The following is a 13,768-nucleotide window of genomic DNA, read 5'->3' on the forward strand; positions in this document are numbered from 1 at the left end:
TTTGAGAAATCGGAAAGGCCCCGCATTTTGCATGCGGGACCCCATGTTTAGCCGAGATTGAGTGCCGATGGCTTGACCAGGCTGCCGGGCACCATGACCCCGTCGATCAGGACGTTCTCATCGAGCTCTTTCCATTGAGCCAAGTCGCCCTCGGTCGATTTGGGGACAAATGCTCCCGTGAATGCATAGGCTATGTCAATCACGATAGAAGCCCAACACGCAATTGCCCAAGGCAGATAGGCCAACGTGGCCACACCCAAGGTGGCTGCGACGAAAACACCGCCTGAAGACCAAGGGATAAGCGGAGCCGTTAGAGTGCCACCATCTTCCATGGTGCGCGACAAAGTCGAGACGTGAATGCCTTTACCGCGGAAAGCAGGTGCGAACATCCGGCCCGGAATCGCCATCGCAAGATATACATCCCCTGTGCTGACATGAAGGCCAAGCACCGAGAACAAAGAGGCAAGCATTAGTTGCCCACGCGTCTTAGCAAACGACACAATCTTGTTGAGGATTGTCTCAAGGCAACGTGTCGACTCTAACAAGCCCCCAAAAGCCAACGCGACCAAGATCAAGGTCACGGCCCAGTTCATGGACATGATGCCGCCTTTGGACAGTAAAGCATCGACTTCAGCGACGCCTGTATCTGCCTTATAGCCGAACAGCATTGTGTTAAAAACGTCGTGAAGCCCGGCACCTTGCAGAGCCATCGCACAAACCGCACCAGCAAGCACACCAGCAAAAAGACCCGGAAGAGCAGGCATTTTTTTGAGTGCCAGGACAGCAACAACCACCGCGGGCAATAACGCAAGGAAGCTCAAAGAATACTTGTCTCGCAAAGTATTTATTGCGACATCCAATTTTACTTGATCAATTGCTCCATCCGCAAAGCTTAGCCCGAAGTATAGATATGCAGCCAGCGCAAGAAGCATAGCGGGAACCGTCACGGGCATCATGTTGCGAATATGTGTGAACAAATCAGTCCCGACAACAGCAGGCGAAAAGTTCGTCGTGTCTGATAGCGGCGACATCTTGTCACCAAAGAATGCGCCAGAAACAACTGCACCGGCCGTCATATGAGCAGGAACGCCCAGACCTTCGCCGATGCCGATCAGGGCCAGACCCATTGTACCGGTCGTACCCCAAGATGTCCCCGTTGCGATGGAAACAACCGAACAGATGATACAAGCAGCAAACAGGAAGTAGCCCGGATCAAGCACTTGTAGACCGTAGTAGATCATCAAGGGCACAGTGCCCGCATGAATCCAGGTGCCGATGATCATGCCAATAGTGTAGAGAATGAAAATAGCGGGTAGTGCGACGTGGATCACGTTGAACATGCCGTCTTGCATTTGCTTCCAGCGATATCCGCGCCACCACCCAAAGGCGGCAGTTATGAACACACCAATGGTGAGTGGAATATGTGGCGACACGTCGCCGTAATAGAAAACCTGCAGCGCCACCAAGGCGATTGTGATGAGCAAAGGCGCGACCGCAAATGGAAGCGTAGGCCTTTCAATTTCCTGGATTTCAGTAGTCAATTCGTCCTCCTTATTATCGTAGATCGTTCATTGGGCTTTAGCGGCCAATTGGGTTTTGGATTGCTGCGCTCAAACTGCGCTCTTTGCGGAGTCACCGACAAACAGGACACATCGAAAAAACGTATCTCGCCCTGCCCCAAACTGATAACCGCTGTGATTCGTTCGCACCTTCCAGCCAACGCTGAAGTGGCGAAACTTCGCGTCGCAGTTTGACGGGCAGAATGTCACTTTAGTTGTGGGAGACACCATAACAATGCTCGCCGATAGGGTCGCAAAAGTGGCAGGCGATCAAAGCCTCCGATGTGTTTTGGCACAGGCATCATAAAAGCTCGCGCCGTTTGAAAGGCAGCAGAGTCACGAAAAGCAGATGCAATCAGAATGGTGCCAGACTTCACGTTTTCACCCCCCTCGTGAAATGTTCCGTGTTAATAGAAATTTGCCGGGCACTGGAACAAGAGCATTGTCGGGAGACATGTATTCCGTTTGGTTACCAATATTTTTTTGGGGGGGGGAAACGGTTTGCTTTAGATTGCACTGAATCGTAGCAATGTAGTGCGCACCTCGGCCTTCGAAACATTCTGTCTAGTCAACTTGCATTGACCATAACGTGAGTAATGGGGGTCGATTCCGGTTGGGGGCGGAATCGTATCATAAGCTCTTTGGGTCAGGCCAATCTGGGCACGCCGCTGCATGTCGGCATCAAGCAACCAGTCTATAATGAAGAGCGAGCGCTCGATGCGGCCGATTTCCCGAAGGGCTATCGCCAACTCATGCTGGCGGGGATAGGATGCAAACTTTCGCAGGATCTGGCTGGGCGGCATGATGCCTGCGACCATGGTGGCCGCGCTTCTTAGGATATCCGGCCAGTTTTCAATGATCGTGTTTTCTCTAATTTTGCCACCAATCAATCCCTTCAGTTCTTTCGGTGTAGATGCTGGATCGAAGACATACAGACGTTTGGACGGCAGATCGCGAATGCGTGGGATGAACCGATAGGTCAGAAGTGAAGTTACAGCAAAAACGTGATCTGTGAAGCCGCCTGTATCTGCATATCGCTCGCGTATTATTCGACCTGTCGGGTTCATCAAAAGACCGTCGAGAATATAGGGCGCTTCGCTGACTGTCGCGGGAATGTCCTGTGTTGCAAAGGGGCTGAATTGATCCGAGACATGGGTGTAAGCCTTCAGCCCCGGATCGTTACCATATTTCGCATTGATGAGATTCATGGCTTCCCCCTGGCGGGTCGTTGAGAAGAATTGACCGTCGCTCGATGCGGTCACATCGGCACCCCAAAAAAGTGCCATAGGCAAATTTGATTGCGCCTCAATCACCGTCGCCAAAGCTTGATTGATAGCATCGCTTTCAATGTGTCAGCGCGACAAGCGTGAGAGCTGGAAATACTCATGGGTATCTGCCCTCTCCAGTGTTGTCGTAACCGGCAAGATGATTTTCGCATGGCGTGCCGTCGCATTCCAACATATTTCATTCACAATGATCATGTCTGGTTTGATCCAGGCCTGCCGCAATCTGTTGAGATCTTGATGATGGTGAAATGGATTCCCCCCCTGCCTACCAGATAAGATGCGTATCTGGATAGGTATGTTGGCCCCCATTGTAGCCAAAAGTGCCACCGGGGTTTTCAAGCATATCCGCGATCCGTGGTGCGGGAATAAAGCTGGTCACATTGTTCTTTTCTTGCGGAAATGCTGCAATCTTGATCTGCCTCCGGCTGGTGTCTGTGGCGTTTTCTGCTGAATACCCAAAACCAATGCCGGTTCCGGGTAAGCCTATACCGCCCAACAACGCCGCGAGCGCAATCGCAGCCCAATACGGTTGTTCGCCGTGATCTTGTCTGTTCAAGGACCACGCGATCGATATCATCGTTTTCTGGGTGCCCATGCGCTTTGCGAGATCGATGATCGCATCCGTAGGGAAATCGCAGATGCCAGACGCCCATTCAGCAGACTTAACAATCCCGTCCTGATCTCCCATCAAGTAAGCGCGGAACGCATCAAACCCGACGGTGTTTTTTTTGCCAAGAACGCCTTGTCGTGAAGGTCTCGAGAACAGATTTCATACGCTAGCGCCAAAAGCAGTGCCGCATCCGTGGAAGGCCTCGGCGCGAGCCACTGCGCATCAACCTCTTCTATCAAATCCGACCTGAGCGGTGATATGTTGACGAAACGCACTCGGGTCTACCCCGCTGCACGCAACCCGTCCCGTTGGACATGTCGACCCGTGCCGCCCGGCGATATCTGACCGTTCTTAAAAGCGACCCCTCCGAATGCGACAAAGAGCTCGCAATCTGTTGCAATCGTCTCCTAGCCAGTCATTGTATCAAGGTGCCCGTGAAAAGTGCCTAAAACATGAGGCACAATCGTCTGGGCGGCACGAAAGCTATAGCCACCAATGGAATATGTGAAACCGCCGATACAATTCAGAAACCGTTTGAGTTGGCGTTGCGCATGGTGAAACCTACCTGCACTTGCCCATCCGTAAGAGCCTGCATGAATTGCCTCGTTATCATGCTCACGTATGACGCGTTTGAGTTCCTGCGAGACAAGGCGATAGGCGTTGGGCCAACTCACCTCTACAAACGATTCCTTACCTCGCCCATCACCCGATTTTCCGATTTCATTTCGAAGCCACCCTTCGCGGATCATTGGTGCCCTGATCCGCGTTGGGCCGTCGATTGCCGCAAGCATGCCTTCGCTTATTGGTGAGGGGTCGGGGTCATCACTAGTCGGATGCAGCGTACTGATACAATCATCGTGCTTTTCGACGGTGTAGGCACCCCAATGGCTGGTGGTTCGTAGTGCGCGGTATTTCTTTTGCATTGGCACCCCCCTTCGGTCTATGCGGAAACCGAGCCCAATTTTCAAAGACAAATTGCTGTCTATCGTCGGCATCCGTCACGCCACAATCATCTATTGGGTCGGTAAGTAATCCAAACGCTCATGAGAAAGCGACGTTCAAAACTTGAGGTCGGACAGAAATTGCCAATCCCAATGCAGGAAAATTCTCGCCACTAATTACCAAATGTCATGATTGAAGCCAAAGTATTCATTTGTGCCATCATCTGTTCGTCCACACCCTAAAAAGATCAGTCCATTTGGGGAATCAAAGCAATGATGTTTACTACCAGACAGAACAAGATCACGGCCCGCAGCACGCTCACCGCAGTTCTATGCTCTTTCACGGCATTCGCGGCGTCACCCGCCATTTCAGAGACATGGGAGATGGCGACGCCCTATGCTGCAACAAACTTCCACACGCAGAACATCGTTCAATTTATCGATGACATCGCGCAAAACACCGGTGGAGAGATTGAAATCAATCTGCATCCGGGTGGGTCGTTGATCAAACATCCCGAAATCAAGAACGCCGTTCGCAGCGGTCAGGTGCAGATCGGCGAATTTGCGTTAAGCTTGCTGTCAAATGAGAACCCAATTTTTCAAGTTGATGCGCTGCCGTTTCTTGTTGGCAGCTACGAGGAGGCGGCCGAATTATGGAAGGCTTCCCGCCCCGCGACGGAGGCCGCACTAGCCGAACAAAACATCAAAGTACTCTATGCGGTTCCTTGGCCTCCTCAAGGACTTTATGCGCAGGAAGAAGTGACCGACCTCGCGCAAATGGCGGGGCAGAAATTCCGCGCCTACAATGCGACCACAACCACAATTGCCACGCTCATGGGTGCCGTCCCTGCCCAGATCGAGGCCCCCGATCTCGCTCAAGCCTTCGTGACGGGAAGAGTGGAATCTATGATCACCTCTCCGACAACCGGCGTGACATCCAAAGCGTGGGACTATGTCGGTCATTTTCACCACATTCAGGGTTGGTTACCCAAGAACATCGTGGTCATGAACCTCGACGTCTATAACGGGCTGTCCGAGGAAACCCAGATGGCCATCATGGAAGCTGCCGAGGCGGCCAATGCCCGCGGTTGGGCAGAAAGCGAAGTACAGACCAATGACGCTCTTGCAACTCTTCAAGAGAACGGCGTTCAGGTTCATCAACCCAGTGATGAGCTCAGATCTCAAGTGCGGAGCATTGGTGATCAGATCGTTGCGGAATGGCGCAACCGCGCAGGACCGGAAGGCGAAGAAATCCTGAAGAAGTTTGAAGAGTAAGCTGGATGACTTCTGACCCCATGCCAGTTGTCCGGACGGACCGCGGACTGATTGCAGCGTTGGTTACAGCAGGCGGTTGGGCATCTGCCGCCTGCATTGTACTCATTACATTAATCGTTTTGACGCAAGTCGGCTTCAACGTTCTGAATTCGGCGGCTGGTGTGTTTGGCAACGGACGTGGAAGTATGCAAATCCCCGCATACGCCGAATTCACCGGATATCTGTTTGCAGCCGGATCCTTTCTGGCCTTCGGTTACGCATTTCAATCTCATTCCCATATCCGGGTCGAGCTTCTTGTCAGCCGTTTGTCTACCCCGAACCAAGATCGTTTTGGCATCTGGGCGCTGTTCTTGGCTGGCGTAATCTGCGGGCTCTTTGCGTGGTACCTTTTGGGACTGGTTCGCGCGTCGTACCGGTTTGATGACACATCCATGGGGCTTATTCCCGTGCCGCTTTGGGCGCCGCAAGTGCCACTGTTTATCGGCATGCTTATGATGACACTCGCGATCGCGAGGGCGTGGTTTGTCATGCTGTCCACCCGACCGAAGCCAATACTAGGGCGTCTTGTATTCTGGGTCCAGATGGCTTTTCTCATCTGTCTTTTTCTGATTATCACATCCGAAAATCTAGGCACAACAGACATTCTCAAGGCTGTCAGAAACGTGACGCGTGAAAGCACATTGATCTGGGTCAGCCTTGGCATTGGCGGTTGCCTGCTGGTGTTTCTGGCGGCTGGCGTGTGGGTCGCAATCGCCCTTCTGGTGACCTCTGCCATCGCCTTGTTGTTCTTTAGCGGGACGCAAGTTGGTGCCAATCTGGCGCTGCAAAGTTGGGGGGCGGCAAACAGCTGGTCGCTTGCCGCGTTGCCTTTGTTCATCTGGATGGGAGAGATCCTGTTACGGTCCCGCATTTCTGAGGACCTTTTTGAAGGGCTGTCGCCGCTGCTGAGCCGCCTGCCCGGCGGGCTGGTTCATGTCGGCATATTGGGGTCGGGCATCTTCGCTGCCATCTCAGGTTCTTCGGCGGCCACGGCGGCAACAATCGGTAAGGTGACGATTCCCCGTCTGCTAGAGCGCGGATACAACGAAAAGCTGGTGATCGGTGTTGTCGCCGGATCGGGCACGTTGGGCCTGCTTATTCCGCCATCCATTATTCTCATTGTCTACGGCGTCGCGACAGAGCAATCTATCTCGCGGCTTTTTGCTGCGGGAATTTTACCCGGCATTCTGCTGATGGGGCTTTTCATGTGTTACGTTGGCATACACACGACCCTGTTCCCCGCCTATACCAAGCAAGCTCGCACTGCTGAAAAAGTTGAGTGGAAAGCCAGCCTGCGGCTTATCCCCATTGTGTTGATCATTGGCTCAATTTTTGGCGTAATCTACACGGGTTGGGCCTCCCCAACGGATGCCGCGGCCGTCGGTGTTTTCTTTTCGCTGATCTTCGCCATTGCAAGTGACCGCCACGAAGGCCGCACGAGCATAGCGCCCTATATTGAAGGCCTTATGGGGGCCGTCAGGACTAGTGCAATGATTGTTCTGATCTATATCGGTGCGTCGTTTCTAACGGTTTCGATGGGTTATACAGGTATCCCACGAGAGTTGGCTTTGTGGATCAACACGCTTGATCTAACACCAGCCCAACTGCTAATTGCCCTGACAATCTTTTTTGCCATTGCTGGCTGTTTTCTAGATGGCGTGTCCATCGTTCTTTTGACCACGGCCGTGATGGTTCCGATGGTACAGCAGGCTGGGTTCGATCTGATCTGGTTTGGCATTTATCTGGTGATCGTCGTAGAGATGTCGCAGATCACGCCCCCGGTGGGTTTCAATCTGTTTGTGATGCAAGGCCTGACTGGGAAAGATATTATTTACCTGTCAAAGGCCGCGCTGCCATTCTTCATGTTGATGTTGTTGGCCGTTGTGTTGATCTATGTTTTCCCACAGATCGTGACGTTTTTACCTAATAGCATGAACTAGAGTGTTTACTTGGACAAAATCTATTGTTCGAACGATCAAACCTAGGGCGTTTAGCGCATATCCCAACGGACAGGAAGCTGCCAATTAAGCAATTGTAACACAAGAGAAGAATCAAATGATCTATGATCATCGAACTTATACCTGTCGACCCGGAACCATCAAAAAGCAAATGGCCTTATACGCCGAACATGGCTGGCAAGCCCAATGCAAGATTTTGGGGTTGCCGATAATGTTTGGTGTGGTCGAGACCGGAGACGTGAACTCTTATGTTCACATCTGGCGATATGAAGATGCAGGTGATCGCGCGCAGAAGCGCGCTGCACTCGCTGCCGATTCCGCGTGGATTGCCTATTTGAAATTGAGCGCAGAAGCAGGAAATCTGGTCTCACAAGTCAATCAAATTTTGACGCCCACCGATTTCTTCAAGTCACGGCCGGATTAAAAACTACCGCCGTGACCCTGCAAAAGCATTTCAAAAATATGCAACCATAACGAACCACACTGAAAACAAAAAATGAGACAAAACACATAGTTTGGATCATAATTAGAAGGCGATTACGCGTTCAGCCGTGATGTCGTTGTAGGCAACATCTGCAATCTTTCTGGAGTCAAAGGCGCTGACCAAACGACATAGATAGCGCCAGAAAGTGTGACTGAAGTAACATCACATCTAAAAAGCAGCCCTTTTGGGGGCCGCTTTTAGGGTGTTCGTCAGATAGCGATCTGTCGGCCTGACTGTTAGCATCAAGTTACTCAGATGATAACCGGACCATCATAAGCCCGAACCGCCGGGGCCGGGTCTGGCGCAGCCGCAATTTCAACCAAACAAGTAAGTGCGCTCGGCCCTTGTGCCAGACTCGATGTGCCCTTGTCCGGTGTCAGGACGTTTGGATTGCCATTGCGACAAAGCTCACCGTCTGGATCATACCAGGCGCCAGTGGGCATCTGGACGACACCTTTGCGTAGCCCATCGCTGATTTGCAGCCCCGCAATGCAGGCTCCGCGCTTATTGAACACGCGCACAAGTTGCCCGGATTTCAAGCCACGCGCTGCGGCGTCTTCGGGGTGCATGTATACCGCTTCACGCCCTGACACCTTCGCCGCGCGGCTGACCGAGCCGTGATCAAGTTGCGAATGCAACTTCGTGCTAGGTTGGTTGGATACCAGATGAAGCGGACAGTCGGTTACTTTACCGAGCCACTCGAGAGGCTCCAACCACGCCGGATGACCGGGACAATCCACATATCCAAACGCCGCAACAGTCTCTGAGAATATCTCGATTTTGCCGCTGGGAGTCGAAAGCGGGTTGGCCACTGGATCGGCGCGGAACGCTTGTAACAATATTGTCGGTTTAGCTGGTGCTGCAACTTTGAACCAACCCTTGTCTTGAAAGCTGTCCCAGTCTGGCATGTCGATTTCTTCACGTGCTGCCGACTGCCGGGTGACTTCATAGATCCAGCGCTGCCAATCTTCGGGCGATTTGTCTTCAGTAAAGGCATTTTCCACGCCCATTTGCGCGGCGATGCCTTTACAAATGTCGTGATCCGATTTTGCCTCTCCGACAGGTTCGATCGCTTGATCCATGACCGTCTGATAAGGATCGTGCGGCGTCAACGCGATATCCGCCCGCTCCAATGTCGTGGTGGCGGGCAACACAATATCGGCATGTCTCGCGTTGGAATTCCAACACCATTCATTAACGATGATCGCTTCAGGTCGCGCCCAGGCCGCCCGTAGGTTGTTGAGGTCTTGATGGTGGTGAAAGGGATTGCCGCCCGCCCACCAGACAAGTTTGATATCAGGATAAGTAAGCCGCTTGCCATTGAAGTCGATTTCAGCACCCGGATTCTGCAACATGTCAGCAATCCGTGCAACGGGGATATGGTCTGCAACTGAATTCCGCCCCTGCGGCATGGCGGCAACGGGCAGTTTCCGCATGCTCAGACCAACCTGATTTTCGGCACCATAACCGAATCCGATACCACCGCCGGACAGGCCAATCTGGCCGAGCATGGCAGCAAGAGCTATCCCAGCCCAATATGGTTGCTCACCATGATCCTGCCGCGTCAGTGACCATGCAACGGAAATCATCGTGCGGCCACTCGCCATACGACGAGCCAAATCGCGGATATCCTGTACCGGTAAGTCACAGATCTCGGCCGCCCATTCCGCCGACTTTGGTATGCCGTCATTTTCACCGTTTAGATAACTTGCATATATATCGAAACCAACGGCATAGTTTTCTAGAAAATCTCGATCATGCAGGTTCTGCGACATAAGCTCGTGCGCGAGGCCCAGCATCAACGCGGTATCAGTCGAAGGCCGCAGGGCCATCCAGTCTGCCTCGACTTCTGCCATCAGATCGCCGCGCACAGGCGAGATATTTACGAAGTCGACACCTGCCGCTTTTGCGCTGCGCAGGCTGGCTTGCTGAATGTGACACCCTACACCGCCAGCCGCAATTTGTCCGTTTTTCAGGGCGACCCCACCGAAGGCAACAAAAAGCGTCGAATCCTTAGCAATCGAATCCCATCCGGTCGTATCGGTGAACATGGCTTTGAAATTGCCGAGTACATGAGGTACGACGACTTCGGCAGCGGCATAGCTATAGGTATTAACTGACTTGGTGAAGCCGCCGATGCAGTTCAGAAGCCGTTTCAGTTGGCTTTGTGCGTGATGAAACCGTCCGGCACTTGCCCACCCGTATGACCCTGCGAAAATCGCCTGATTGCCGTATTCGGTGCGCACCCGCTCCAATTCCTGGGCGACAAGCGCGTTTGCCTGTTCCCAGCTGACTTTGACGAAAGGCTCGTCACCCCTGCCCGTCTTCCGGCGACCTTCTAGCCAACCTTTTCGTACCATTGGTGACGTAATTCGGGTGGGCCCGTCGAGCACATCCACAATGCCCGATCCAATGGGCGATGGATCAGTGTCCTCGCCAAAAGGCCTAAGCTTGCTCAATACTCCATCTTTGACTTCAGGATGGTATGCACCCCAGTGATTATTCGTTAATAATGGACGGTTTGGCTTGTTCATGTTTCTGTTCCGCATCCGTTAGCGTCATTTATCCGCCTTTACTACTATCGTTGGGCCCTAGTGCCCCAACACCTGCGACAGAAAGGTTTTCGCACGTGCCGTTTTTGGATCCTTAAAGAACTCTTCAGGCGGCGCTTCTTCCACGATCTCTCCTTCAGCCATGAAAACCACCCTGTCCGCGATTTCGCGGGCAAACCCCATTTCGTGTGTCACGCAGACCATTGTCATCCCATCCCGCGCAAGCGACGCCATGACGTCAAGCACTTCGGCGATCATCTCGGGGTCCAACGCAGATGTCGGTTCATCGAACAACATAATCTTAGGGTTCATCGACAACGCCCGCGCAATCGCGACGCGTTGTTGTTGGCCACCTGAAAGCTGCCCGGGAAATTTATCGGCCTGCTCAGGTATCTGGACTTTCTCCAGAAAGCCAAGCGCAATCTTCTCAGCCACGGTCCTTGACATTTTGCGCACCAACATGGGCGCAAGCGTACAATTTTCCAGTACTGTCATATGGGGGAACAGATTGAAGTTCTGAAAAACCATTCCTGTTTCACACCGGATTTCGTCGATGTTGGACAGGTCATCATTCAGCTCGGTTCCGTAGACCGTGATGGTCCCGCTGCGATGCTCTTCAAGCCGGTTAATACAGCGGATCATCGTTGATTTCCCTGACCCCGAGGGGCCGCAGACGACGATACGCTCACCAGTCTTAACCTTTAGATTGATATCTTTCAGCGCATGAAAGTTGCCATAGAACATGTTCATTTCGCTGATCTCGATCGCGATTTCTTCGGGAGCTGTGGTCATGGGTCACCTACCTCGTGGCAATTGTGTGGCGTCGTTCCAGATAAGCGCCATATCGGGACAGACAGAAGACAAAGGAAAAATAGATCAAACCGATGAAGACATAGACTTCAACGTAGGCGAAACCCCATTCGGCTGACCCGAAAGCAGCAGCACCAGATGCCAAAATTTCAAAAAAGCCGATGATCGTGATGATCGAGGTATCCTTGAATGTCACAACGAATTGGTTGATCGTGGGCGGTAAGGCGGCGCGAAATGCCTGTGGCAAGACGATGCGCGAGACACGGTGCCAATAGCTAAGCCCAAGTGCCTTGGCTGCCTCTTCTTGTCCAGCAGCGACGGCTTGCACACCGCCGCGCAGAATTTCTGCCTGATAGCAGGCGAAGAACAATGCAAACCCCAAGATGACCCGATAAAGCTTGTCTCCGTGCATCCAACCAGGAATGACAAAGGGCAACACCACTGCTGCAGCGAACAGGATTGTTAGCAATGGCAACGCCCGAACGACATCAATAATAACGCCGGTGGTTTGGCTGATTATTGGCATTTCAGAACGTCGCATCAGCAACAGAATAACTGCCAACGGCATCCCAATAACCGCAACAGAAGCAAAGACAAACACGGTCAAGGCCAGGCCGCCCCATTGATCAATGGAAACTGAGGAAAGTCCAAAAATGCCGCCTTGCATCAGGATATAGAACGATCCGTATCCAAGCAGCCAAATCGTACCGATTTTCTTGGCGCTCCAGAAACGGGGAATACATGATAACACAACCGTTAGAACGACAGCGAAGCACCCCAAGGCGGATCTCCAATGTTCGTCATAGGGGTAGAGCCCGAATAGGATCAACCGCCAGCGAGCTGCGATGACAGACCAGCACGCACCGGCATCGTCCAATTTGCACAATTGGTGATCTTCAGCCAGCCAAATGGCACGCAAAATAGCCCAATCGAAGGCTGTCCAAAGGACAAAAATCAGGAGCGTAAGCAATAAGAGTGAGACAGTGCCACCAATTTTGCTAGAAAAGAAGTCGCGTCGTAGGTTCAGAAACGTCGACTGAAAGAACGAAGCGGATTGCGATGATGTCATAGTTGTCTCCATCAGATTCGTAGCTGCGTGCCCTGCAGCTTGATCGCGTCATTCAAACGGTTTAAAGCCCAAGCAATAAAGTAATTGACCAGAACAAACCCACCCATCAACAAACCGATCAGTTCAAGTGTTTGACCGCTTTGGCTAATGGACGTCGAGATAACCGCAAAATAGTCTGAAAAACCAATGGCGACCCCCAAAGTCGTTGCTTTCATGAGCCATACATATTGGTTTATCAGCGTCGGCATTACGATCCGCACTGCCAACGGCAGGCGTATGCGCGAAAAGATATTCCATTCCGAGAGACCCACTGCTCTGCCAGCTTCGGCCTGACCTGAGGGAACCGCATTAAAGCCTGCGCGAATGATTTCGGCAATATAGGCCCCGCCATAGACTGAAATCGCAAGGATCATAGCCGAAATTTCCGTCGTAAGATTAAGACCACCACGGAAGTTCAATCCTTTAAGCGAGGGAAAAGTGACTAAGGGCAGCCCGGCCTCGCGGGTGGCTGTAATAATACCGGCAGCCACGACGAGTCCGATACCTATGATGGCCAACGACCCATTGCGTTTTGTTTGGGCCGCAACATGATAAAAGCGCCGCGCTTTTCGAAACCATTGCATGACAAACAAACTGGTGAGCAGAATTAGAAAAGCGGCTATTGTCCAGAGCGCTGGTACATTGAAACCTGGCATAAAGATGCCTCGACCTGTCAAAAACACGCTTTCGCCAATAGAAATTGCAGAACGCGGAGGCGGAAGCGCTCGCAACAACGCGTACCAAACGAGAAGTTGAAGAATGAGAGGGATGTTTCTGAAAATTTCGACGTAGGTCGTGCCGACGATACGTGACATCTTGTTGTCGAGGGTCCGCATGACCCCCACAATCACACCGAGCACTGTCGCCAACGGTAATGTAATTGCGCCAAGAAGAAGTGTGTTGAGGAACCCGACGAGAATGACCCGACCATAGTTGTCCCCGGCCTCGTAAGGGATCAGCGAAAAGCCGACTTCCCAACCGGTTGTTCTTTGCAAAAAGGCAAACCCAGAGGTAATCCCTTGTGCGGCAAGATTATCCCGTGCGATTAGTATCGAGAAAATGAGAAGAAAAAGCAGTGAGCCCAAAAATCCATATTGGATGAATAGGCGTTGCACCTTTTGGTTTCGAATGGTTTTCATCGCAGCG

10 protein-coding genes and 3 pseudogenes are annotated in these 13,768 nt (G+C 52.2%); 4 read left to right on the forward strand and 9 right to left on the reverse strand.

Annotated elements, in window-relative coordinates; genetic code table 11:
* Positions 1 to 47: 47 nt before the first annotated feature.
* From nhaC to KO498_RS17800, 5 genes and pseudogenes are all read right to left on the reverse strand, one after another.
* Complete coding sequence (gene nhaC, locus KO498_RS17775) at positions 48 to 1,541, reverse strand: Na+/H+ antiporter NhaC (protein ID WP_252731521.1); 1,494 nt, start codon at positions 1,539 to 1,541, stop codon at positions 48 to 50.
* Between the two features lie 659 nt (positions 1,542 to 2,200).
* Positions 2,201 to 2,953: pseudogene (locus KO498_RS17780) on the reverse strand (Tn3 family transposase); the annotation flags it as partial.
* Between the two features lie 6 nt (positions 2,954 to 2,959).
* Positions 2,960 to 3,154 (reverse strand): annotated as a pseudogene (locus KO498_RS18300) (molybdopterin-dependent oxidoreductase); the annotation flags it as partial.
* Positions 3,111 to 3,533, reverse strand: coding sequence for a molybdopterin-dependent oxidoreductase (locus KO498_RS17790; RefSeq protein WP_215961252.1), 423 nt, complete (start codon positions 3,531 to 3,533; stop codon positions 3,111 to 3,113). The pseudogene KO498_RS18300 and the gene KO498_RS17790, both read right to left, overlap by 44 nt.
* Positions 3,534 to 3,862: 329 nt before the next feature.
* Complete coding sequence (locus KO498_RS17800; protein WP_215961254.1) at positions 3,863 to 4,378, reverse strand: molybdopterin-dependent oxidoreductase; 516 nt, start codon at positions 4,376 to 4,378, stop codon at positions 3,863 to 3,865.
* 291 nt (positions 4,379 to 4,669) lie between these two features.
* On the opposite strand from KO498_RS17800, the gene KO498_RS17805 reads away from it, so the two are divergent.
* The 4 genes and pseudogenes from KO498_RS17805 to KO498_RS17815 all read left to right on the forward strand — a co-directional run bounded on the left by KO498_RS17805 (position 4,670) and on the right by KO498_RS17815 (position 8,092).
* Positions 4,670 to 5,671: a TRAP transporter substrate-binding protein gene (locus KO498_RS17805; protein ID WP_252731522.1), complete on the forward strand. Its 1,002-nt coding sequence runs from the start codon at positions 4,670 to 4,672 to the stop codon at positions 5,669 to 5,671.
* Positions 5,672 to 5,856: 185 nt separating this feature from the next.
* Positions 5,857 to 6,186 (forward strand): annotated as a pseudogene (locus KO498_RS18480) (TRAP transporter small permease); the annotation flags it as partial.
* A 165-nt stretch (positions 6,187 to 6,351) separates the two neighbouring features.
* Positions 6,352 to 7,650: a TRAP transporter large permease gene (locus KO498_RS17810; protein ID WP_252731555.1), complete on the forward strand. Its 1,299-nt coding sequence runs from the start codon at positions 6,352 to 6,354 to the stop codon at positions 7,648 to 7,650.
* A gap of 115 nt (positions 7,651 to 7,765) precedes the next feature.
* Entirely contained in the window at positions 7,766 to 8,092 is a 327-nt protein-coding gene (locus KO498_RS17815) for an NIPSNAP family protein (RefSeq protein WP_215961256.1), read from the forward strand.
* Between the two features lie 311 nt (positions 8,093 to 8,403).
* Here the strand turns inward: KO498_RS17815 and KO498_RS17820 are convergent, their stop codons facing one another.
* Genes KO498_RS17820 through KO498_RS17835 form a run of 4 tightly spaced genes read right to left on the reverse strand, consistent with a single transcriptional unit; the run spans position 8,404 to position 13,761 of the window.
* On the reverse strand, positions 8,404 to 10,686 hold the full coding sequence (locus KO498_RS17820; protein ID WP_215961257.1) for a molybdopterin-dependent oxidoreductase: 2,283 nt from the start codon (positions 10,684 to 10,686) through the stop codon (positions 8,404 to 8,406).
* 57 nt (positions 10,687 to 10,743) lie between these two features.
* Positions 10,744 to 11,496, reverse strand: a complete 753-nt coding sequence (locus tag KO498_RS17825) for an amino acid ABC transporter ATP-binding protein (protein WP_215961258.1) — start codon at positions 11,494 to 11,496, stop codon at positions 10,744 to 10,746.
* Between the two features lie 7 nt (positions 11,497 to 11,503).
* Positions 11,504 to 12,583, reverse strand: coding sequence for an amino acid ABC transporter permease (locus KO498_RS17830; RefSeq protein WP_215961259.1), 1,080 nt, complete (start codon positions 12,581 to 12,583; stop codon positions 11,504 to 11,506).
* A gap of 11 nt (positions 12,584 to 12,594) precedes the next feature.
* On the reverse strand, positions 12,595 to 13,761 hold the full coding sequence (locus KO498_RS17835) for an ABC transporter permease subunit (protein WP_215961260.1): 1,167 nt from the start codon (positions 13,759 to 13,761) through the stop codon (positions 12,595 to 12,597).
* Between the last annotated feature and the right edge of the window lie 7 nt (positions 13,762 to 13,768).

The organism is Lentibacter algarum (genome assembly GCF_018860975.1).
GTDB classification, from domain to species: Bacteria; Pseudomonadota; Alphaproteobacteria; order Rhodobacterales; family Rhodobacteraceae; genus Lentibacter; species Lentibacter algarum_A.